The sequence below is a fragment of the Streptomyces sp. NPDC001393 genome, assembly GCF_053597455.1.
Genome location: NZ_JBSFIH010000049.1, coordinates 1 through 22203, shown reverse-complemented (window position 1 = coordinate 22203; position 22203 = coordinate 1). Strand labels below are relative to the sequence as shown.

At 69.6% G+C, this 22203-nt stretch carries 19 protein-coding genes and 3 pseudogenes; 11 read left to right on the top strand and 11 right to left on the bottom strand.

Annotated features, from left to right (window positions below):
- Positions 1–216: 216 nt before the first annotated feature.
- On the bottom strand, positions 217–660 hold the full coding sequence (locus ACWC2T_RS35465) for an ATP-binding protein (protein ID WP_450674448.1): 444 nt from the start codon (positions 658–660) through the stop codon (positions 217–219).
- A gap of 280 nt (positions 661–940) precedes the next feature.
- Here ACWC2T_RS35465 and ACWC2T_RS35460 point away from each other — a divergent pair.
- Positions 941–1024 (top strand): annotated as a pseudogene (locus ACWC2T_RS35460) (hypothetical protein); the annotation flags it as partial.
- A gap of 194 nt (positions 1025–1218) precedes the next feature.
- On the opposite strand, the gene grpE reads toward ACWC2T_RS35460, so the two are convergent.
- From grpE to ACWC2T_RS35435, 5 genes are all read right to left on the bottom strand, one after another.
- Positions 1219–1806, bottom strand: a complete 588-nt coding sequence (grpE, locus tag ACWC2T_RS35455) for a nucleotide exchange factor GrpE (RefSeq protein WP_450674447.1) — start codon at positions 1804–1806, stop codon at positions 1219–1221.
- A gap of 2 nt (positions 1807–1808) precedes the next feature.
- Entirely contained in the window at positions 1809–3659 is a 1851-nt protein-coding gene (gene dnaK / locus ACWC2T_RS35450; protein ID WP_450674446.1) for a molecular chaperone DnaK, read from the bottom strand.
- A 655-nt stretch (positions 3660–4314) separates the two neighbouring features.
- Entirely contained in the window at positions 4315–5736 is a 1422-nt protein-coding gene (locus ACWC2T_RS35445) for a DHA2 family efflux MFS transporter permease subunit (protein WP_450674445.1), read from the bottom strand.
- 14 nt (positions 5737–5750) lie between these two features.
- Positions 5751–6569 (bottom strand): alpha/beta fold hydrolase, encoded by an 819-nt coding sequence (locus tag ACWC2T_RS35440; protein ID WP_450674444.1) that lies wholly within the window; start codon positions 6567–6569, stop codon positions 5751–5753.
- Positions 6570–6633: 64 nt separating this feature from the next.
- Positions 6634–7092 carry a cupin domain-containing protein gene (locus ACWC2T_RS35435; RefSeq protein WP_450674443.1) on the bottom strand — a complete coding sequence of 153 codons (459 nt, stop codon included), beginning with the start codon at positions 7090–7092 and terminating at the stop codon, positions 6634–6636.
- 120 nt (positions 7093–7212) lie between these two features.
- On the opposite strand from ACWC2T_RS35435, the gene ACWC2T_RS35430 reads away from it, so the two are divergent.
- Entirely contained in the window at positions 7213–7845 is a 633-nt protein-coding gene (locus ACWC2T_RS35430) for a TetR/AcrR family transcriptional regulator (RefSeq protein WP_450674442.1), read from the top strand.
- Between the two features lie 132 nt (positions 7846–7977).
- Here ACWC2T_RS35430 and ACWC2T_RS35425 read toward each other — a convergent pair whose 3' ends face one another.
- Positions 7978–8550 carry a GNAT family N-acetyltransferase gene (locus tag ACWC2T_RS35425; RefSeq protein WP_450674441.1) on the bottom strand — a complete coding sequence of 191 codons (573 nt, stop codon included), beginning with the start codon at positions 8548–8550 and terminating at the stop codon, positions 7978–7980.
- A 74-nt stretch (positions 8551–8624) separates the two neighbouring features.
- Here ACWC2T_RS35425 and ACWC2T_RS35420 point away from each other — a divergent pair, with 74 nt between their 5' ends.
- Positions 8625–8768: a hypothetical protein gene (locus ACWC2T_RS35420; protein ID WP_450674440.1), complete on the top strand. Its 144-nt coding sequence runs from the start codon at positions 8625–8627 to the stop codon at positions 8766–8768.
- Positions 8769–9228: 460 nt separating this feature from the next.
- On the opposite strand, the gene ACWC2T_RS35415 is transcribed toward ACWC2T_RS35420, so the two are convergent.
- Positions 9229–9417, bottom strand: a complete 189-nt coding sequence (locus ACWC2T_RS35415) for a hypothetical protein (protein ID WP_450674439.1) — start codon at positions 9415–9417, stop codon at positions 9229–9231.
- Between the two features lie 94 nt (positions 9418–9511).
- On the opposite strand from ACWC2T_RS35415, the gene ACWC2T_RS35410 reads away from it, so the two are divergent.
- Together ACWC2T_RS35410 and ACWC2T_RS35405 are read left to right on the top strand one after the other, a co-directional pair.
- Positions 9512–10084: a hypothetical protein gene (locus ACWC2T_RS35410; RefSeq protein ID WP_450674438.1), complete on the top strand. Its 573-nt coding sequence runs from the start codon at positions 9512–9514 to the stop codon at positions 10082–10084.
- Positions 10085–10546: 462 nt separating this feature from the next.
- On the top strand, positions 10547–11626 hold the full coding sequence (locus ACWC2T_RS35405; RefSeq protein ID WP_450674437.1) for an acyltransferase family protein: 1080 nt from the start codon (positions 10547–10549) through the stop codon (positions 11624–11626).
- A 467-nt stretch (positions 11627–12093) separates the two neighbouring features.
- On the opposite strand, the gene ACWC2T_RS35400 is transcribed toward ACWC2T_RS35405, so the two are convergent.
- Entirely contained in the window at positions 12094–13314 is a 1221-nt protein-coding gene (locus ACWC2T_RS35400) for a metallophosphoesterase (protein ID WP_450674436.1), read from the bottom strand.
- Between the two features lie 313 nt (positions 13315–13627).
- Here ACWC2T_RS35400 and ACWC2T_RS35395 point away from each other — a divergent pair.
- The 4 genes and pseudogenes from ACWC2T_RS35395 to ACWC2T_RS35380 form a co-directional block, all read left to right on the top strand.
- Positions 13628–13977, top strand: a pseudogene (locus ACWC2T_RS35395) (hydrogen peroxide-inducible genes activator); the annotation flags it as partial.
- A gap of 174 nt (positions 13978–14151) precedes the next feature.
- The gene (locus ACWC2T_RS35390; protein WP_450674435.1) at positions 14152–15018 is read left to right on the top strand and encodes a MarR family transcriptional regulator; all 867 of its coding nucleotides are present in this window, start codon (positions 14152–14154) and stop codon (positions 15016–15018) included.
- A gap of 60 nt (positions 15019–15078) precedes the next feature.
- Positions 15079–15465: a roadblock/LC7 domain-containing protein gene (locus ACWC2T_RS35385; RefSeq protein ID WP_433452245.1), complete on the top strand. Its 387-nt coding sequence runs from the start codon at positions 15079–15081 to the stop codon at positions 15463–15465.
- 3 nt (positions 15466–15468) lie between these two features.
- Positions 15469–15894, top strand: a complete 426-nt coding sequence (locus tag ACWC2T_RS35380) for a hypothetical protein (RefSeq protein WP_450674434.1) — start codon at positions 15469–15471, stop codon at positions 15892–15894.
- Positions 15895–16007: 113 nt separating this feature from the next.
- Here ACWC2T_RS35380 and ACWC2T_RS35375 read toward each other — a convergent pair whose 3' ends face one another.
- Positions 16008–18770, bottom strand: a complete 2763-nt coding sequence (locus ACWC2T_RS35375; protein ID WP_450674433.1) for an ATP-binding protein — start codon at positions 18768–18770, stop codon at positions 16008–16010.
- A 635-nt stretch (positions 18771–19405) separates the two neighbouring features.
- On the opposite strand from ACWC2T_RS35375, the gene ACWC2T_RS35370 reads away from it, so the two are divergent.
- Both ACWC2T_RS35370 and ACWC2T_RS35365 read left to right on the top strand, forming a co-directional pair.
- Positions 19406–20950, top strand: coding sequence for an FMN-binding glutamate synthase family protein (locus ACWC2T_RS35370; protein WP_450674432.1), 1545 nt, complete (start codon positions 19406–19408; stop codon positions 20948–20950).
- A gap of 129 nt (positions 20951–21079) precedes the next feature.
- Positions 21080–21862, top strand: a complete 783-nt coding sequence (locus ACWC2T_RS35365) for an alpha/beta hydrolase family protein (protein ID WP_450674431.1) — start codon at positions 21080–21082, stop codon at positions 21860–21862.
- A 119-nt stretch (positions 21863–21981) separates the two neighbouring features.
- Here ACWC2T_RS35365 and ACWC2T_RS35360 read toward each other — a convergent pair.
- Positions 21982–22203, bottom strand: a pseudogene (locus ACWC2T_RS35360) (esterase); the annotation flags it as partial.

The following is a 22203-nucleotide window of genomic DNA, read 5'->3' as shown; positions in this document are numbered from 1 at the left end:
ACCGCCCCGATCCGCTCCCAGGGTCGCGATCTCATCCGTCTGCCGGGCAGCCCTCCAGGCGCGATCAGGTTGAGCTGCGGCGAGCGGCGGGGAAGGCTGGTCAGCTGTGGAAGGTGCGCCTGTGCAGCCGGGCGGTTGTGGGCGGAATCCGGTCTGTCTCGGTCGGCCACTCAGACAGTGGGCCGGAACCGCATCCCTTCGCCTTGTGACCAGAGTTCACCCGAGCCGGAAGCGTACGAAAATCACCTTGCCCGCGTCCCGGCCAGGGGCAACACAGACGCAGCCGTCATACAGATCCGCCACTTCGATGACGGCGCGCAGCCCCCGGCCGGCCTCTGCCCGATCGGTGGACGGCGCGTGCGGATCTCCGTCCGCGACGCCGACGACGAGGTCCTTGCCGTCCAGTGCCAGGTGGATGTCCACGGTCGGCGAGGAGGAAGCGGCATGCCGTACGGCGTTGGCGACCAGTTCGCTGATCGCCAGCAACGCCGCGTCGACCAGCGCCGAGCCCGGGGTGACCCCGAGTTCCGCGAGAGCCTGCTGAGCGGCGGTCCGGGCCGTGCGTACCGACGCGGGAGCGGTGCTCACCGTCATCACTCGGTGCGTCGCGCCGGGCGGACCCAGCTCTTCCAGCGAGTTCTGCTGCTTTACGTCTCTCATGGCGCCGCTCCTGAATTCGCGGCGGCTGCCGCGCCCTCCGTGGCTGTCAGAGCCGCTGACCCGCCGTGGCGGCGTGTTGCCATCCGACTACCCCTCCTCACACCTCGCATGCGCGCGACGAGCCGGTGTCACGGTGCTGGTGGCCCTTCCGGACGCGTGTGTCGCGGGACCGGCCCGGTGACGGCACAAGCACCCAGGCAATGGGACGCAAGGCCGACTGGCCGACCGCGGGAATGCCCAGGTAGGGACGGGGGGCGGGGGAGCCGAGCTGGCTGGGGACGTGGCGGACCGCAACGTACCCCTGTGCACGGTCCGCCAGCCACTCGATGACGTGGTGGACATGCTCGACGAGACGGCGCATCGGGTCTCCGTGGTGGTCGACGACGAGGAGGTGATCGTCGGCCTCCTGCATCACGAGGACGCGGCGGCCCGCTCCGACGGCCGGGTCGGGGACGCCATGCGGCCGGCCCCGACCCGCAGACATCGTCGCCGAGAACGGCCTGGTCCTGCGCACCCACCGCGTGGGTGCCGACGGCCTGTGCGACGTCTCCGCCCGCTTCAACACTGCGGTAGTGGTTGCTGGTCGTGCTTGTGTGGGGCGGGGCAGAGTGACAGGCCAGCGGTTCCTTCTACGGACCCCCGGTCAGGTCGGGGTTCCCCGCGATCGGGGCTGAGCGGGTTCCTCGCGGGAGGAGCCGGTCCGGTGACCTCCACGTGAGCCGGACGCAGAAGCCGGTCACCGAGCCGGTAGCCGGGGCGCAGGATCTTCGAGCAGATCAGCTGCTCGGCGTGCGGGGAGACGTCATGGGTCACGGCGTCGTGGCATGCCGGGTCGAAGAGGTCGCCCTCCTGCCCGAACGCGACGAGTCCCAGGGATCCGAGCTGCGTCCGGAGGGTGTCGGTGATGTCCTTCAGGCCCGGCGTCATGGGCTCGTGAGCGCAGGTGCGGTCGACGGCGTCCAGGACGGGGAGCAGGGCGCGCAGGACGTTGGCCACGGCGATCTCGCGCACGGCCATGCGGTCCCGGCGCACCTGCTTGCGGTAGTTGTCGTACTCGGCCTTCACCCGCTGCAGGTCTTCCGTGCGCTCCTGGAGCAGGCGCTGCAGCTCGGTGGGGTCCGTGTTCTGCACTCGGCTGTTCTCCATCGTCAGCCCGCCTCCCCCTTCTCGTCGTCGACGATCTCGGCGTCCACCACCTCTTCGTCCGACCCCGAGGCGCCCGGAGCCTGTCCGCCAGTGGGCTGTTCGGCGCGCGACCGCTCGTACAGCGCCGTGCCGATCTTCTGCGCCGCCTCGGCCGCACGTTCCATGGCCTGCCGGATCGCCGCCGTGTCCTCGCCCTTCAGCTTCTCCTTCAGCTCATTGATCGCGTTCTCCGTCTCGCTCTTCGCGTCCGCGGGGATCTTGTCGGGGTTGTCCCTGATGAGCTTCTCGGTGGAGTAGACGAGCTGTTCGGCTTGGTTACGGGTCTCCGCGGCCTCGCGGCGCCTGCGGTCCTCCTCGGCGTGCTGCTCGGCCTCGCGGACCATGCGGTCGATGTCGTCCCTGGGCAGCGCCGAGCCGCCGGTGACGGTCATCTTCTGTTCCCTGCCGGTGCCGAGGTCCTTGGCCGAGACGTGCATGATCCCGTTGGCGTCGATGTCGAAGGCGACCTCGATCTGCGGCACGCCGCGTGGCGCCGGCGGCAGACCGGTCAGCTCGAACATGCCGAGCTTCTTGTTGTACGCGGCGATGTCCCGTTCGCCCTGGTAGACCTGCACGGTCACCGAGGGCTGGTTGTCCTCGGCGGTGGTGAAGATCTCCGAACGGCGGGTCGGGATCGTGGTGTTGCGCTCGATGAGCTTGGTCATGATGCCGCCCTTGGTCTCGATGCCCAGGGACAGCGGGGTGACGTCCAGCAGCAGGATGTCCTTGACCTCGCCCTTGAGGACACCGGCCTGCAGGCTGGCACCGACGGCGACGACCTCGTCGGGGTTGACGCCCTTGTGCGGGTCCTTGCCGGTCAGCTCCCGCACCAGCTCCGTCACCGCCGGCATACGGGTCGAACCGCCCACCAGGATCACGTGGTTGATGTCGGACACCTTGATCCCCGCGTCCTTGACCGCGTTGTGGAACGGGCCCTTGCAGCGTTCCAGCAGGTCCGACGTCAACTGTTGGAACTGGGCGCGGGTGAGCTTCTCGTCCAGATGCAGCGGGCCCTCGGCGGAGGCGCTGATGTACGGCAGGTTGATGTTGGTTTCGGTCGCGCTGGACAGCTCGATCTTCGCCTTCTCCGCCGCCTCCCGCAGCCGCTGCACGGCCATCTTGTCCTTGGCCAGGTCGACGCCGTAGCCGTTCTTGAACTGCTTGACCAGGTGGTCGACGATCCGCTGGTCCCAGTCGTCGCCGCCGAGGTGCGTGTCGCCGTTGGTGGCCTTGACCTCGATGACGCCCTCGCCGATCTCCAGCAGGGACACGTCGAAGGTGCCGCCGCCCAGGTCGAAGACGAGGACCGTCTGGTCGTTCTCCTTGTCCAGGCCGTACGCCAGCGCCGCCGCCGTCGGCTCGTTGATGATCCGCAGCACGTTCAGGCCGGCGATCTCCCCGGCCTCCTTGGTCGCCTGCCGCTGGGCGTCGTCGAAGTAGGCCGGGACAGTGACCACCGCATCGGTGACGTCCTCGCCCAGATACGCCTCCGCGTCCCGCTTCAGCTTCTGCAGCACTCGCGCGGAGATCTCCTGCGCGGTGTACCGCTTGCCGCCGATGTCACCGTGATCCGGAAACCGCCAACCGTGATCGCCCATGTGCCGCTTCACGGAGCGTGCGGTGCGCTCCACGTTGGTCACGGCCTGCCGCTTGGCGACCTCACCGACGAGGACGTCGCCGCTCTTGGCGAAGGCCACGACCGACGGCGTGGTCCTCGTCCCTTCCGTGTTGGTGATGACGGTGGGCTCACCCCCCTCGAGGACCGAGACCACCGAGTTCGTCGTACCCAGGTCGATACCGACCGGACGCGCCATCTGGGCTCACCTCCTCGTCTGTGCCCCGCCGACCAGGGTCTTTGTGCACACGCAGCCGAGTACCCGCCGGTGCGGCCCGCGGACCGTGCCCAGGCGTCCCGCCGTAACTCGGTCGCACCCGTCCGAACGTCTCGCCGCGGCGGTGTCTCTGGGTATCCGACCCTTCCGGCTGCGGTTCCCGACCAAGTTTGCCTCTACTTCGATATACAAACTTGAGCGTATGATTGTCAATCCAGTCAGGTGTTGCGGTGTGGGGCGGGCAGCTGGCGCCGCGGGGAGGCAGTGGAGGGCTGGCGGGTAGGCGTACACGTGGACGACCCGTGGTGTGGCCGGGATCCTCGGCCGTCACGGAAAGTAGCCGGTGCGCCGCGCTCCCGGGGCGGGTCGGTGGTCTGGTCGAGCAGGACGAACGTGCTGTCGGAGTGGACCAGGGGACAACGTGTCGTCGGAAAGATCCACCAGGTCGTACCAGTCGCCGCAGGCGGTGCAGCGCCGCCGTCGCCCAGGTCGACGCGCTCGCCGAGGGCGTTGGGACTCGCGGTGGCGGTTCATGGTCTGCCTCGGCGCCTGTGGTCCGATGCGGACGGAAGGGCTGGCCGGCCTCCGCCGTCGGGGCGTGGACCTCGACAGCCTGGGGATCTGGCTCCACCGGCGGTCACCCCGCGGTGTCCGCCGTCGCGCGCGGCGGGCTGGGTTCGAGGTGGACGGCGACGCGTTCGGCGGTTGCGGCGGCCCAGTGGCCGGTGGTGATGGCGCCCAGTGCCAGGATGGCCGCTCCGCACCCGGTGATGATCCACCAGGCCGCAGGCCGCGCGCCGGAGGCGACCGCGGAGCCGATCACCGCGATGCCGAGGGAGGATCCGACCTGACGGCTCGTGGCCGCAACCGCGGCGGCGACCCCGGCCTGGGCGCGCGGCATGCTGGACACCGCCGTGTAGGTGATCGGGGCGTTGACGAAGCCGAAGCCGAGACCGAACAGTGCGTACGTGACGTCCAGCAGGATGTCCGAGGGGTGGGCGGAGCGGGTGGCGGCGATAGCCAGTGCACCGCTGGCGGCGATGCCGGCTCCCGCGACAAGCAAGGGAGTCCGTGGACCGCGGCTTTCCACGATCCGGCCGGACAGCGGTGGGCACACCAGGGACAGGACCGCCATCGGCAGCAGGTGCAGCCCGGCGCCCAGGGCGCTCAGCCCCACCACCCGTTGCAGATAGAGGGCGTTGGCGAACAGGAAGCCGCCGAGCGAGCCGAACGCGAGGACCGCTGTCGCGGTGGCCCCGCTGAAGGGTGCGCTGCGGAAGAGCCTTGGCTCGATCAGCGGTTCGGCGCGCCGATTCTCGTACGGCACGAAGGCGGCGAGCGTGCCCGCCGCGACGATCAGGCAGGCCAGGATCGGCGGCGCGGTCCAGCCCTCGCCGGGCGCTTCGATGATGGCGTACGTCAGCGTGCCGAGCAGGACGATCACCAGCAACTGGCCCACGGGGTCGGTGCGTCGGGCCGCCGGCGCGCGGGACTCGGGCACGAACAGTGCGGCGAGCGTCAGCGCGGCCAGCCCGATCGGCACGTTCAGCCAGAACACCGCCCGCCATCCGGCCGATCCCACCAGTACGCCACCCAGAACCGGCCCGGCCGCCATGCTCAGGCCGACCACTGCGCCCCAGACGCCGATGGCTCGTGCGCGCTCCCGTGGTGCGGTGAAGGTGTTGACGAGGATGGCCATGGCGACGGGGGTGAGCATGCTGCCGCCCACCGCCTGCACCATACGGAAGACGACGAGCCAGCCGGTCGTGGGCGCCAGACTGCACAGGGCCGATCCGCCGGTGAAGAGCACGAGACCGAGCTGGAAGACGCGCCGCCGTCCGAGGCGGTCGGCGGTGGCGCCGGCCAGGGTCAGCAGCGAGGCCAGGACGATGGTGTACGCGTCGAGCGTCCACTGCAGCCCGGAGACCGACGAGTTCAGGGACCGCTGCATCGAGGGGAGCGCGACGTTGAGGATGGTGACGTCGAGGCTGACCAGCAGCACGCTCAGGCAGCAGACGGCCAGGACGGGGGCGCGCCGCCCCGGTACGTGATCGGGCACGTGGGCTCCCGTGTTCAGTCGGTGGGCCGATGGGTGGCGTGGGCCTCGGCGAAGTCCCATACCAGGGGCAGGAGTTGCCCGGGAGTCTCGATCTGGGGCATGTGACCGGTGCGGGGGAGGAGTTCGAACCCGGCGCCGGGGATGGCGGCGGCGTACGCACGTCCGTACTCGGTGTCGACGACCTGGTCGCTCTCGCCCCAGGCGACGAGGACGGGGCACGTGACCTTGGCCAGGCGCTCGCGCAGGGTGGGGTCGGCCATGGCGTGCGGGCCCGAATAGACCTGCAGCGCAGCCCGGTTGGTGGCCGCGACGGCGCGCTGCTCGTCGGAGAACGTGCTGGGGTCGATGCGGAACTTCTCGACGTCGTGGAAGGAGAGGGCGGACAGCTCGGCGGGCGTCAGGGTGAAGGGGTCGGCGACCGGGTGGCCGGGGACCTGGATGCCGGCGGCGTTGACGAGGACGACGCCGCTGATCCGGTCACTGCCGAGCAGGGCGATCTCGGCGGCGATCCATCCGCCTATGGAGTTGCCGACGACGGTGACGTCCTCCAGGCCGAGTTCGTCCAGCAGTCGTACGTAGAGCTGGGCGAGGGTGGGCACGTCGGTGAGCCAGTCGGGCCGGGCGGTGCCGCCGAAGCCGGGGTGGACCGGGGTGATGACCCGCGCCGACCGCTGTTCGGCGAGGAGCGCGGCGAACCCCGTGACGGTCTGCGGACCGCCGCCGCCGTGCAGGAGCAGGAAGGGATGGCCCTCGCCCCGCTCGTCGACGGTGAAGCTCAGGTCGACGTCGCCGGAGTCGAGGGTGAGGTTGATCGTTCGGGCGGTGCTGGTCATGGCAGTCTCCAAGTCGATGTCTGGCGACGGGGGGGGGTTGACGGGGGGTTGCTGACGCGGGCCGTCACGCGTAGTCGGTTGCCGGCACGGTGGCGTACCGGCTCATCACCTGGACGGTCGCCTGCGGGGTCAGCTCCCGGCCGGCGGCGATCATGTCCCGCAGGTCGCGGAAGTACTGCACGTACAGGTCGGGCGTGAAGGTGTTGAGCATCACCGCAGGCTCGTCGCCGAGGTTGGCGAAGGTGTGCGGGGCACCGGGCGGGATCATCGCGAGCGTGCCGGCCGGCGCCACGTGGGTCGTCTCCCCGACGGTGAAGTGCACGGTGCCGGAGACCACGTAGAAGCCCTCGTCATGCTGGGCGTGGCGGTGCTGCGGGGGTCCTGCGGTGTGCGGGGCGAGGGTGATCTCGCCGATGCCGATCCGGTGCCCGGTGGTGCTGCCGTCCTCGAGGATGCGGATCTGTGCCGGTCCCAGACGGATCGTCTCGCCGTCGTCCGGGCCGACCACGGAAACCTCGGTCATCGCCATTCTCCTTCGTGAGAGCTGACTCTCACGAAGGAGATTAGAGGACGGAGTCTCGTCATGCAAGTGAACTCTCACGATGAGAGCTGCCAGTGATAAGGTGGGGACGGATGGGCGGGCATGAAAGGGGACGTACGGGTGGCGACGATGCAGACGGGCACCGGCCGTAGCAATCAGAAGAAGCGCACGCGTACGGCGATCGTCGAAGCCGCCCGTGAACTCATCGGCACGGGCGGCGAGGTGACCATGCCCGCGATCGCGCGCGCGGCCCTGGTCTCCGAGGCCACTGCCTACCGTTACTTCCCCGACCTCCCCTCGCTGATCAGCGAGGCCCTGGCCGGCGCCTGGCCGCCCCCGGCCGAGGCGCTCGCGCCGGTCGCGGACTCCACCGATCCCGTGGAACGGGTCGCCTTCGCCTGCGAGTTCCTGTTGCGCGGCATACTTCGGCGGCAGGGAGCGGTGCGCGCCATGATCGCAGCCACCATCACCCGCCCCGAGGCGGCGGCCGCCAGGCCGGGCATCCGGTTCGGGTTGATCGACCTCGCGCTCCTGCCCCTGGAGGAGACACTGGGGGTGACGGATCCGGAAGCCCTCGCCCAGCTCAAGCGGGACCTTGCCGTGGTCGTCAGCGCAGAAGCCCTCTTCTCCCTCACTGACCTGTGCGGCCTCGGTCCCGACGACGCCATCGCCAGTGCGGTACACACGGCGACGACACTCACCGAAGCCGCACAGCGGAGGATTGCACGAGGCTGAGCCGAGCGCGGAGGCCTCCGAAGCACCCGTTAGGGAGTTGCTCCCCCGGCCGGCTGGCGCTCGAAGCGGCCTGCCCTGACTCTGAATCCGATTGGCGCCGGCCTGCGGCTGAGCAGCCTTACCGAGTGGATCTCAGGCATCCCTGCGTCGTATGTGCAGATGGCCCTCGCGGGGAAAGGACGGCGGCGCCGCGGGCAGGACTGTGTCGAGGCCGTACCGGCTCTTGTGCGCCACGCGGCACGAGGCCGGGTTGTCCACCTGGTGCAGGAGTTCCAGATGCTCCAGCGTGCCGGCCCCCAGGACGTCGAAGGCCCAGCCGGTGAGAGCCTCCACAGCGCGCGGCGCCACGCCCCGCCCGCGGGCATGCGCCGCGGTCCAGTAGCCCACCTCGGCCGACGGTTTGCCGGAGGCTACCTCCTTGAGGACCACATGGCCTACCAATCCCAACTGCCCGTGGGGCAAATCGGGTTGCGCTTCAAGAACCGCGAACCCGAACCGGTCCCCGGCTGCCCAGCCTCGCTCCTGGCCCCGAACCCACCGCATCGCATCGCCCTCGTTCTCTACGGCAGAGCTGGTCCAGTGGCGCAGTGCGGGATCCTGGAACACGTCGACGAGGGCAGCAACGTCCTCCATGCACCAGGGACGAAGGACGAGGGCGGGAGCGGACGGCGTCGCGCCCGCATGCAGGATGACGATGTCGTTCACCTGCCGATCCTATGCGGCAGTGTTCCGCCCCCACGCCGACGATCCCGGCCCGCTGCCGTTCCATTCGGATCGGCTTGGTGCGAAGTCGGGGCGATGCCCGCCGCCAGGGCGGGGCCGACCCGGTCACGGACGACTGCAACGAGGTCGCGCCGCAGGCCCGTGGTGTCGCCTTGTGCCTGTTCCGCCGCCTGGTCCTCGGCCATCCGCCCGCACGCTGACGCGGAAATCCGGGTCCGCGGCCCAGTTCGGCCCACTCCGCCCTTTACCAGTGAGCCCACGCTCGGCCACCACGGTCAGCAGCGCATGCCGCAGGCGCAGGACGCGGATGTGGCGTAGAGGCGGTAGCCAGCCGGGCTGCGGCCCGTCGGCGCCACGATCCCGCGATCGGAGTAGAAGGCCCGGCCCGAGGCGGCGCTCGCGGAGGCCGAACGCACGGCTGAGGTGCGCCGCAGCCTGCCGAGGAGCGGCGCTCGCACAGTGACCGGCGCGACGGAACTGACGACGGCCACCGTCCGCCTCACCCTGGGCGAAACGGGCCCGGGCCCGCGCCTTGGCCGTGGCCGCCCACGCGCCTGCCTGGTCGGCTTCGGCGGCCCCCGTGCGGAGCGACTGTGGGCACGGCGTTCATGGTCTCGGCTGATCGCCCGGGCGGCCGGTCCGGCCCCGGATCCCTCACGGTCAGGCCGTGGCCTCGACCAGCCGCGTTATGCCGGGCTGGTCGGTCACGCAGCCCACCAGGCCGAGCGTCCGGGACAGCGCCAGGTCCCGCTCGTCGTCGACGGTCCGGACCATCACGTCGCTGCCGGCGGCGCCGCACTCCTCCGAGTGGGCCCGGTTCAGTGCCCCGGGTCCGGGGCCAATGGTCAAGACTCCGCCATGTGACATCAGCGGCTGAGAGCGCGCGAGTTGTCCGACGTACTGAGGGAGGAAGAGATGGCGACTCCTGACGAAGGGCAACTCCGTGATCCCGCAACGCATCGTTCTGGCCTCGGTCGCAGGACTCGCGTCCGCGTTCCTGCTGGCGGCATGCGGCTCTTCGAACGACAACGCCTCCAGCATGAACTCCGGCAACGCCACACCTGTCGCCACGGCTGCGTCGGATCCCGCGAGCTCCGCACCGGCCACCTCCGCACCTGCGGACAGCGGCAACTCCGTCAGTGGGCACATGGCGACGACCACCCTGCTGATGGCCAAGGCGGTGAAGGGGATGGGCAGTGTGGTCACCGACGACAAGGGGATGACGCTCTACCGCTACGACAAGGACCAGGCGACTCCCTCCAAGTGGACGTGTGCCGGTGCGTGTACTCAGACGTGGATGCCGGTCATGGTGCAGGGCTCCGTACGGACCATGGGCGTGGAGAAGAGCCTTCTCGGCACGGTTCACCGCAACGGCATGAAACAGGTCACCCTCGGCGGCTGGCCGCTGTACCGGTACGTGGGCGACACCAAGGCCGGGCAGATGAACGGTCAGGGCAAGGGCAGTCAGTGGTACGCCGTCACCCCGACCGGCCACAAGTCCGTCATGACTGGCTGACCGGCGATCCTGGCCCGAGCCGGTTGCCCGCTCGTCAGGGCCGCTGGCGTCAACCTGCTTCCGCCCAGGGCTCATGGGGGCCATGGAGGAAGCGGAAGCCAGGCGGATGCAGCACGCGCGGGCACTGGCGGACTTGTGACACAGGGACACGGCGCGGATCACTGTCGAATTCGAGCCGGTGTGCCCCCGTTCCTGGTCACGGCAGCCCAGAGCGTATGAGCGCGGGCCCCAGCCCGGCGAAGCGCTGATCATGTCGGATCGCCTGTTGAACCGCTCAGCCGGAGACTACGTACCGGTCCCTGTGGACTGCACCCGTGCCGCAGGCGGCGTGCGGCAAGCGGTGTCCGGAAGAAGGGTCGAATGATTTCAGTGGACTCGAGTCGTCCGGTCGACAGCGCTGTCGAATCAGCCGCTCCCACCGGGCAGGGGGAGAGGGAGAGCGGAGCACCTGTCCGGCGGCAAGTGCTGGGCCTGGACGGCCTCCGCGGCCTGGCGGCGTCGTATGTGGTCCTGTTCCACTGCTGGTTGTACACCTTCCCGGGCTACCCCCACAGTTCGGCGCCTCCGTGGCTGGACGGACTGATGTTCGGGCGCCTCGCAGTCGTCTTCTTTCTGGTGCTGTCCGGCTTTTCCCTGGCACTCTCCTCGGCGCATGACGGTTGGCGGTCGGGCGGCGTCGGCCGATTCCTGCGCCGACGCGCCTGGCGCATCCTGCCTCCGTACTGGGCGGCACTGGCCATGAGCCTGATCATTTCGTGGCTCGTGGTACCGGCTTCGCATGTCGGACCACCAACGGGTGCGTCAGTCCTTGTGTACGGCGCCGTTGTTCAGGACATGGTCGCCGCCCCAACGCCGAACGGTGCATTCTGGTCGGTCGGAGTGGAGGCGGAACTCTATCTCCTCTTCCCTCTTCTCCTGTTCGTCCGACGGCGGTGGGGCGCGACGATCCTGGTCGCGTGCGTGACGCTTCCGGTGATCGCCCGTGGGCTGATGGCGATTGACGCATCCCCTGCGGAGGGTGACAACTGGCTTGCTCCGCAGCTTGCTCCCGTGTTCGTCGCAGGGGTGGTTGGCGCAGGAGTCGTCGCTGCGTCGAACAGGGTTCAACGCCTGCCATGGGGATGCTTCGCCGTCCTGGCCGCCTTGCCTGTCCTGGCTCTCGGCTTCATCCAGGGTTCCGTTTGGACGGTGAACCACTACTTCTGGGTGGATCTCGCCATCTCTCCGGCCATGGCGATGTTGCTTTCCGCGGTTGCCACCGGCAGACCCGCCATCCTCGTACGGCTGCTGACGGCGCGTCCCATCCGAAGTCTCGGTGGCTTCTCCTACAGTCTCTACCTGATTCATCTTCCGATCATCATGGTCATAACTCGCCGAATAGCACCGAATTTTGTGTCTCCCCGGCTTCCCGTCTTCGGGTTCACTCTTGTCCTGGGCCTGCCGGTTGCGGTATTCGGGGCGTGGTTGTTTTCCCGGATCTTTGAAATGCCCTTCAAGCGCAACAGATCCTGGAAATCCTTGATCGCACTGGCCGGGAGGTAGTGGGTCCAGCCGTCGTTGGCTGGGTCGGGCGCGCCGGGTTCTCCTGGTTGCAACGATGCGCGAGGAGCTGCTCGGCCAGCGCCCGCGCGGATAGGACCCGGGTTGGTGTCGGGGCGGGTGGCTCCGGCCGCCAGGGCTCCGTCGATGAGCAGCAGGAGTTTATCGGCGGCGTGGACGGGTTGGTGATGGCCGAGCCTGACGAGCTCGTCTGCCACCGTTCTTCTGCTCGCGCTCGAAACGTTCCACGGTCTGCAGCTATAACCGCTCCCGCGCGGCCCTCTCGGCGCTCTCGGCGTCGGTGACCCGCATAAATCGTGGCAACGTGTGGCTCGTCGGAGCCGTCGGCCCGGGGATGGTCCGGATCCTGTTCTCGGCGAGACGAGCCTGGTCATCTGGTGCCGCCGCACCCCTCAGCATGAGGACAGCTCCAGGCCGATGTGTCGGCCCGCGGACCGCCCCGTCCTCGTCTACGGCGAGGTCGGCGGGTGCGGGGAGCGGAGCACGAGCAGGGTGATCTCGCTGGGGGCGAAGACGCGGAACGGCGGGCCCCAGAAGCCGGTGCCGCGGCTGGTGTAGAGGAGGGTGCGGGTGCCGTGGTGGCTGAGGCCGGCGAGGGCGGGCTGGTCGATGCGGACCAGGTGGTGGAAGGGCCAGATCTGGCCGCCGTGGGTGTGGCCGGAGAGCTGGAGGTCGATGCCGGCGGCTGCCGCCCGGTCGATGAACTTGGGCTGGTGTGCCAGGAGCAGGACGGGCAGGTCGGGGTCGGCGCCGTTCAGGGCTCCGGCGAGGTGGGCGCGGTGGCCTGCCAGGCCGGAGGACTCGGCGGTGACGTCGTCCACGCCGGCGACCACGAGGGTGTCGCCTCCGCGTTCGAGTAGCAGGTGGCGGTTGCGCAGTGGTTCCCAGCCCAGCTCGTCCATCAGGTCGACCCAGCCCTGGGCCTCGCTGTAGTACTCGTGGTTGCCGGTGACGTATACCCGGGCCCGGGTGGCCCGCACCGTTCCGAGTGGGGCGGCCTGGGCGCGGCGGCGTTCGGCCGTGCCGTCCGCGATGTCGCCGGTATGGCAGACCAGGTCGGCTTCCAGGGTGTTCACTGTCTCGCACACCCGTGCCGACCAGCGAGTGCGATCGAGGGGACCGTAGTGGGTGTCGGTGATGAGGACGACGCGGGTGCCGTCCAACCCGGCACCCAGTCGCGGGAGTTGTACATCGAGTCGGCGCACGCGTGGTACGCGGCGGGCCTCGGCGTACCCCCAGGCGAGCAGTACGGCGGTTGTGCCGAGGACGGCCCACGTGACGATTCGTGCCCGCTCCTGGCCCCCGCCGACGTCGGCCAGGGTCAGGGCGAGCCGCAACAGCACGCCGAGCAGAACGGACCAGGTGAACAGAACCCAGCTGGTGCCCAGCAGTGTGTCACCGATGATCGCCGCCCAGTCCTGCTGGCGGCGGCCGTGGCCGCGCACCATCGCGAGCGGCATACCGGCGAGGCCGAGGGCGAACAGGGCGGTGCCGACCAGCGTGACGGGCAGCGGCCAGTGCTGGCCGCTGTGCAGGAGCACCCAGCAGGGCACGGCCCACAGCAGGACGGGGGCGATCAGGGGGATGTAGCGCATCAGGCGGTGCAGTCGGTTCTGCCGCGGTGCTTGCGCCTCACTCTCGGCGGGCTGGGTGTTGCTGGTTGCGGTCACGCTTCCCCTCCCTGACCAGGCTGCCGTCTTGCGCACTGTATCCGGTCGCCCTGGGGCCGGCCGGACCGGCGCCCATGGGCGCCGGTCCCTTGGGGCGAAGGGTTCTCTGCGGGATGGCAAGACTCCGCAGCAGACACCTCCCTTGGCAGGAGCCGCGATCAGGGCGCTACTGCCCGGGCTCGGTGCTGCCGCCAGTGGAGCGCGCGCCGGCGGGACGTTGGCCCAAGCCGATGATGGTGAAGCTACGTGGCTTCTGGTGGCCGGTCAGCGGACGGCATTGAACTTCGCACGCCCCTCGTGCCCGCAGGCCATGCAGCGCGAGGGCCAAGTGCTCGACGGCTTCACCTCCGGCCGTCTCGCCCTGCTGTTGCCGGCAGTCCCGCTCGAGTGCCCGGAGTCGTCGAACTCCCCTTGTCCGGCGAGGACTTCATGCTGGTCACCCGCCCAGCCTGTCGACGCTGGTCCAGCTGGTCGCCGGCGGCCTCGGCTGCACCCTGCTCCCGCGCACCGCCCTGAAGCTGGAGACCACCCGCAGCAGCCCGTCGGGTCAGCCTTGCGATGAGGGCGGGCGCGGCCCGGTCCGCCGAGTACGAGGAGCTGGCGGCGGCCCTGCGCGGGGTGCTGCGGTCGCTGCCGGTGCGGGTGCTCGGCCGGGACGTCTGAGCCTGCCAATCGATCAAATGAGTGTCGAACAAAGCGATGTGAACGGCTCGAAACTCCAACTTCCGTCACTCGGGATCAGGTGGGAAATCTTCGGCTGAAATATGCCGATCGGCTGATACACATACCCCCTCGGTGCGACACGTCAGGCGTCTGTGCGAAATGTGAAGGGGAGCGATGGATCACGGCGGGCTCGCGCACGCGCTGACCGCGTGTGAGCGTGACGGATTCACGGGGGAGCTGCGCGTGCCGGGCAGCCCCGGCGGCGCCTTCCATCTGCGGTGCGGACTCGTCGTGGCGGCCGAGAGCCCCGGCGCGCCCGGCGCCGAGGCGCTGCTCCTGCGCTCCAAGCGCATCGACGGCCAGCAGTGGGCGGAGTTGGTGCGCGAGTCCGGGGCGCGCTGGCCGGCCGCCGGACTGATCGCGCACGGCTACGCGGGGGCCGCCCAGCTCCGGGTGGTGTGCCTGCTGGCGCTGCGGGATGCGGCCTTCGCCGTGGTCGCCGGGCGGGTGGACGCCTGCGAACGGGTCACCCGCACCGAGCCGCACGCCCCGGTAGCCGTCGGCGAGCGGCCCGCCCGGCTGCTGGAGGATGCGGTGCGCAAGGTGGCCGCCGTGGACGCGCTGCCGTACCCCGTGCGCCCCGACCGGGAACGACCCCTGCCCATGGCCTCGCCGGAGCAGGCGTGCACCCCGCTGCGACGGGAGGTGCTCGCGTACGCCGACGGCCGCCGTACCGCCCGCGACCTCGCATTCCGCACCGGCCGCGGGGTCTACACGGTCACCGTGGAGGTCGCGCGGATGCTGAGCGACGGGCTGCTGGAGTGCGCGGACCCGCTCGCCCACGCCCCGCTCCTGGTGGCGCCCGAGGCTCCTGTCGTACGGCACCGCGAGCAGTTCCCGCCGGAGCCGGAGGCGACCGACGCCGCCGAACTGCCGCGCCGCGCACCCGGTGCCAGCGGCATCACCGAAGTCCTCGTCCCGCCGACGAGCGGGGCGGGGTGGAAAGGGTTCTTCCGGCTGCGCCACGGAACCGCTGGATGACAGGGGTCCATCGATGGCCGCGACGGTCGAACCGACAGGTAAAACAAGGGAGTTGAGCACATGGACCACGAAGCCCTGGCGCGGGAGATGCGCGGACTGCGCGAGGAGGTGACCGGAATCACCGACACGGCCCTCGCGGCGGCCGACGGCATGCTGATCGCGGCCGACACCGCGGAGTCGATCGACCCGGAGGGGCTCGCCGCGCTCGCGGCGGCGGGCCTGGGCCTGGCGCGCCGCACCGCTGCCGCCACGGCGCGCGGAGCGCTGCGCCAGACGGTGACGTACGGCAGCCATGGCTGCGTCGCCTTCTACGCCGTCGGTGACACCGCCCTGATGGTGGTCCTCGGTGACGAGGGGATGGACGTGAACCGCCTGCACCGGGCGACCCACCCGGCCCTCGACCGCATCGGATCGATCCTCACCGAGAAGACGCCAGAGGGGGTGTGACGGATGGCTACGAAGCGCTTGACGGGTTTCTCCGACCAGGTGATGAGTCTGGTCAAGTCGCTGCGCACGGAGGTGCCCGACTGCGTCGCGGCCGGTGTGGTCGACATGGCCACCGGGATGCTGCTGTCGTACGAGACGGTCGACAACCACCCGCCGGAGGTGCTGGACCTGCTGGCGGGTGCGACCCTCGACCTGTTCCAGGGGCGTACGGTCGTCATGATCGAGGATGTCTTCAAGGAGCGCCGCGGCGTCAGCGACGACAGCCATTTCTTCCAGGAGATCCTCGTCAACAGCGACAACCTCACCCACCTGTTCCTGCGGATGAACGACCAGCAGGACGTCGTCGCCGTCGTCGTCTGCCGTAAGTCGGTGAACGTCGGCATGCTGTTCGCCCAGGCCCGGAGGGTGGTGCGGGAGCACAGCCGGTGAGCAACGGCCGTGGGCTCCCGGGCGGGAGGGGCCCACGGCCGACCGCGCCCCGCGGGACGACCGCTGCCGGGACGGCGACCGTGATCAGGGCGGCCGGCGCCGGGGAGTTGTCCTCAGTATTCCGCACGGCCCGGCTCTGCTGTCCGCTCTTCCCTCCGCGCCGTGGTGCGTAGTTCAGTCGGGCGTGAGCCCGCTGCGGCAATCTCCGCGTGCGCTCGCGCAGCGAGATGTTCTGCGCCGCACCTCTCCGCCAAGTCGGCGCCCTCGAAGAGCAGTTCCGCCGCCCGGTGCGCACGGCCGCGGAGCCTGAGGCCGACGGCGAGGTCGACCAGTGCCTCGGCGTACAGGTACTGATTCGGGGACTTGCTGAGAGCCTCCACCGCGCGCTCCAGCAGCGCCATGGCGTCCCCGTCCTCGGATACCGCCGCGCTGAAGCGCAGTGCCTCGCCCTTGGCGGTGGGCGTGCCGTAACGCTCCGCTCGGCGCAGTGTCTGCGCTGCGAGAGCGCGGGCGCCCGCGGGGTCCTCCGGGGCGAGGGCGAGGGCGAGGTGTCCCGCCCAGGGACACCAGGTCGGATTGAGCATGCCTTTGGCCTCCAGCCGTTCCCCGGCGGTGGTGAGCTGGGCGACGGCTTCCGTACGCCGGCCACGGACGAGCAGCAGGCGCCCGTACAGCGTCTGGGGGTCCGGGAAGACCACCGCGTTGGGGTAAGGAGGCGCGAACTCGTGCATCTCGGCGACGTTCAGCGCTTCTTCGAAGTGGCCGCGGGACAGCAGGACGTCGAGCAGCAGACCGACGGCGTACCACTTGGCAGGCAACCTGGGTCCGACGCGGTCCGCCAGCCGGACTGCCTCACGCGCGCAGCGCTCGGCCTCGACGAGCAGTCCGCGCCGGAAGTGGACCAGACCGAGAAGGCTGAAGCCGAAGGAGAGATGGGCTCCGCTCCATCCGACCTGCTGGCACTCGGCGATGGCGGAACTGAACAGCTCCTCCGCGCGGTCGCACTCGTCGGCGTACATGTATCCGAGCGCGGTGATGCTGGGCAGCTCGAAGCCCCAGTCGGGGTCGGTGTACCTGAGTCCCACGGCGCGTGAGGCGACGGCCAACGCGTGCTCAGCCGGCTCACCGCGCAGCGTGGCATCCCAGGTGCGCAGGCACAACAAGGCCTTCTCTCCCACGCTCTGCCCGGACAGATGCCCGGCGAGCCGCGCGAGCCGACGGGAACGGACAGGCGCCTGCACCTCCTGCGTGTCAAAGACCCGCCACAGATGGTGTGCGGCCTGTAGGCGCAGCCGCGCCCCGTATGTCCGTGCGTGGGCAACCTCGGCCCCCACCACAGCGGCTGCTTCCCCGAGTTGGTCGTTGTGGGCGAGAGCCTGGGCCAACCGGAAAGTGGCATCCTCTCTGAGTGTGGGATCGAGGTCGGGCAGCGCCAAGGCCGCCGTGAGGTGGTTGACCGTGGTGGCCGGGGAGGTGAGCAAAGCAGAGCAGCCGAGCTCGTAGAGCACGGCCGCACGTTCCTCGGCCGGGGGCGGTTCGCGCAGCGCACGCTCCAGGCAGCGACGAGCGGCGTCCGGAGCACCTTGACGAAGGTTCTCCCGCGCGGCCGCGCGCAGTTGCTCCACGGTCTGCGGGTCGTTGCTCGGATGGGTCTCCAGCAGGTGCCGGGCGGCGACAGTGATGTTCAAGCCCGCGTCCGTCACCGCGCTGGCGGCCTGCCCGTGTATGGCGGTCCGCATCGCCGGTGGGATGGCCCGGTACACGGCAGTGGCGATGAGGGGGTGGACGAACTCGAGAGTCCTGGTGCCGGTCAGGATACGAGCGACTCGCAAGGTGTCCGTGGCGTCCTGAGCCTCGGCCGGTGGCAGCCCGGCCACCGAAGCCGCCAGTTCGGGAGAGATCTCGGTACCGAGTACCGCCGCCGACCAGGCAAGCCGCACGGCCCGGTTGCCGAGCCTCTCCAGTCGCTTGACCAGTCCGGTGCCGCGGGACGACGCACCAAGGTCTCGCAGCAGATGGGCCGACTCCTCGGAGGGAGGAAGACCCCGGTCCTGGACTTTGGCGACGAGTTCGACGGTCTCGTAGGGGTTGCCGCCGGTGACGGCCCAGCACTCGCGGCAGAAGGGATCATCCGCGTCCGGCCCGAGTGCGACGCGGACCAGTTTCGCGACCGACTCGGGGCTGAGAGCGCGCAGGGCGATCGGGTGCGACCCGCGGCCGCCGACGAGTTCACGGAATGCCGTGGCCTCGGCCGGCAGTTCGTCCGGGCGGTACCCCAGGACGATCAGGACGGGAAGTTCCTGCACTCGCACGGCGAACGTGGCCAGCCAGGTGAGGGACTCCGCATCACCCCAGTGAGCATCGTCGACGACCGTGATGATCGGTGCCTTGCGCACGGCGAGCTGTGTGAGGACCCAGTCAAGACCGTCCCGGACGCCCTGTGGATCTGGTACGGCGGCACCGGCCTGCTGAGCGAAGAGGCCGACGGCCGGCCCCGCGATCTCGTACCAGCCACCGAAGATCTCGCGCCGCTCGGCCTCGGTGCAGGATGCCAGGACGGGTTGCAACAACTGCCGGACGACGTGGAAGGGAACCGTATGCTCCTGCTCGCTGCCGCGCGCGGACAGGACCGTGCACCCTCGGGCAGAGGCCATTCCTCGGATCTCGGCCAGCAAAGTCGTCTTGCCCAGTCCGGCGGCGCCGCTCAAGAACAGCAGCCCGCCACGCCGACCACCGCTGTCCGCCGAGCGGGTGCACAGCGCGTCCACTGCCTCTCGCGCGGCGGCCACCTCATCGTCACGCTCGTACAGGGGTGTTCCCGCCCGGCTGGGGCCTCCCGGACCAACTCGCCTCTCGCTGCGCTCCTGTTCAGGCACGCTATTCCCCTCGCTCACCAGCCTGTTGGCCAGCCTAGCGAGGTGGGACGACACGCGGTAGAAATATGCAGGAACCGTGTGGCAGCCTTCCCAGCAGGGAGCCGAAGTGGTAGGCGGTGAGCGCCGTCGCAAGGCGTACCGGGGCCGAGTCGCAATCCTGCCGCGCCGCCTACTCGGTGATCACGTACGTCCGGCCGTAAAAGGCGCGTTCACTGGAGCCGATGACGACCGCGTCGAACTTCCCCCCGGGGTCGGCCATCGCGGCGGGCGGACCCGCGGCCCCGGCCCGGCGCCCGCGAGTGAGCCCGGCCTCGAGCAGACCTGTCAGCGAGTAGGACCCGTGCACATATCCCCGTACTCGGGTGCACTCGCACATGTACCGGGACAACAGCTCACCGACGGCACCAACCCGAGCCTGTCCGCACTCGCGTCCCCGTCCCGTCCCCTCCCGCCGGCGTGAAGCGGAACCCGGACCAGACCCCTGGCCGCGTGCCTGTCCGAGCGGCCTCTTAATATCATGTCGCATTCTTCGACGGACGCCGATGCCCGCTTGGCGGTGCCTGCCGACCAACGCCCCACACGACACAACGACTCCACCACATGGCGATGGGGTCGTGCATCGAGGAGGAACGTTCATGCACGCCCGGAGGATCGGCGCGGCCGCCGCAACAGCAGTGGCGCTTCTGGCTGCCCGCGACCTCATCCAGAAGAAGCACGCACTGCTCCGGAACTTCCCGGTGATCGGGCACGCCCGGTACCTGCTCGAGACGATCGGGCCGGAGCTGCGGCAGTACATCGTGACGTCCAACGAGGAGGAGCGCCCGTTCAGCCGGGACCAGCGCACGTGGATCTATGCGTCGGCGAAGGAGGAGAACAACTACTTCGGATTCGGAACCGACGTCGACGTCGAGCACGTGCAGGGGCACGCCTATCTGAAGCAGCGCACGTTCGCCGGCGCTCTGCCCGACGTGCACGACCCGCAGGCCCCACTGCCCTCGGCCAAGGTGCTGGGCGGGCCGCGCGGGCGCGCCAAGGCGTTCCGGCCGGCCAGCGTGGTGAACATCTCGGCGATGAGCTTCGGATCGCTCTCCGGCGCGGCCATCACAGCGCTCAACAAGGGAGCGGCACTGGCGGGCACGATGCACAACACGGGCGAGGGCGGCCTCTCGCCGTACCACCGCAACGGTGGCGACCTCGTCCTTCAGATCGGTACGGCGTACTTCGGCTGCCGCAACGAGGACGGCAGCTTCAACCTCGACAAGCTCAAGGACGTGGTCGCCGGCGCCCCGGTCAGGGCCATAGAGATCAAGCTCTCCCAGGGCGCCAAGCCAGGACTGGGCGGGATGCTGCCGGGCGCGAAGGTGACCGAGGAGATCGCCGGGATCCGCGGCATTCCGGCCGGCAAGGACTGCGCCTCCCCGTCGCGGCACACCGCGTTCAGCGACGTCGACTCGATGCTCGACTTCGTGGAGTTGCTCGCCACCGAGACCGGTCTGCCGGTCGGGGTCAAGAGCGCGGTCGGAGAGATGGGTTTCTGGCAGGAACTGGCCAGGCTGATGGCGCGTGGTGACCGTGGTGTCGACTTCGTGACCATCGACGGCGGCGAGGGCGGCACCGGGGCGGCGCCGCTGATCTTCACCGACTCGGTGTCGCTGCCGTTCCGGATGGGCTTCTCCCGGGTCTACGGCACGTTCGCCGAGCTGGGGCTGACCGACGACCTGACCTTTATCGGCTCCGGCAAGCTCGGCCTGCCCGAGAACGCCATGGTCGCCTTCGCCCTGGGTGCCGACATGATCAACGTGGCCCGTGAGGCGATGCTGTCCATCGGTTGCATCCAGGCGCAGAAATGCCACACCGACAGGTGTCCCACCGGCATCGCAACCCAGAACCCGTGGCTGGCCCGCGGCGTCGACCCGACCTCGAAGGCCACCCGAGCCGCTGTCTACCTGCGCACCCTGCGCAAGGAGCTGATCAAGGTTTCGGCGGCCGCCGGCGTCGCGCACCCGGCACTCATCACACCCCACGACATCGAGATCATGAACGGTGACTACGAGGCCCGCACCCTGGCCGGCGTCTACGGCTACAAGGACGGCTGGGGCGAGCTCGGCCCGCACCTCGCCGATGAGATCACGGCACTGCTCACCACCGAGCCGACCGCCGTTCGCAAGCCGGCCGTCTGACGCGTCGACAGCGACAGGCACCGCGCTCAAGGCTCCCCTGCGCGGAGCACGAGCGTGGCACCAGCCGGTGTCGCCCTCACTCACCCAACTGCCCTTCTCCCACGACCAGTCCGTGCCGAGGCGATCAACATGACTGAAGAAGTGAGATTCAAGAGCGTCGTCGGCCCAGAACTGGCCGGGAAGATCGACCTGCCGGACGGTGAGATCCGAGGCTGGGGAATCTTCGTCCACGGATTCACACTCGGCAAGGACTCGCCGGCCGCCTCGCGTGTCAGCAAGCAGCTGGCACGCGAGGGGATCGGGATGCTGCGCTACGACAACCTCGGCATCGGAGACTCCGACGGCGACTGGGGGGACGGTTCCTTCACCATCAAGGTCCAGGACACCGTCCGTGCGGCAACTCTCATGGCGGAGCGGGGAACTCCAGTGGATCTGCTGGTGGGGCACTCGTGGGGAGGCGCCGCCGCCATTGCCGCAGCCGCCGAGGCAACCGGCGTCCGCGCGGTCGCCACGATCGGGGCGCCTGCCGACCCCAGCCACGTCGAGAGACAGTACGACGCGGTCATGGAACGCGTTCTCAGCGAAGGATCGCACGAATGGTTCGTCGGCGGGCGGACCCTGGTCCTCAAACGTGCCTTCGTCGACGACGTCCACCAAGCCCGCCTGCGCGACCGGATACGCGAGTTGCACCTGCCGCTACTCGTCATGCATTCGCCCACCGACAACACCGTCGACATCGCCAACGCCGGGGAGATCTTCCGCGAGGCACGGCACCCGCGAAGCTTCGTCTCGCTCGAAGGAGCAGACCACCTCCTGACCGCACGAGGACAGGCGCAGCGAGCCGCTCACATCATCAGCGCCTGGGCCGACCAGTACATCCACAGGTCACGGCCCGGAGGAAACGACATGTGAGGTTGTGGCAGGCAATCGCTGCGGCCGTTCGCAGGAGTTGAGGCCGAGCGGGTCAGCAGGCGCAGGCGCCCGCTCGTGATCCAGCCAGGGTGGGGGAGCCATCCGACGGCACCGGTGGCTCAGTGGGCGACCAGTCGTGAGCTGAGCCACTGGAGCGTCGGCGGGATCTCCCGCCGCCAGGTGTTGAAGTTGTGTCCGCCGCTGGGGAGAATGATCGACGAGATCCTGGTCACATTCGTGTCCTGCACGCTCTTGATGAACCTGAGCGTGTCCTTGTAGTTGTGCTCACCGACCCTGCTGCTGGTGACGAGCAGCGACGTCTCGGGCGCCGTCAGGTGCTT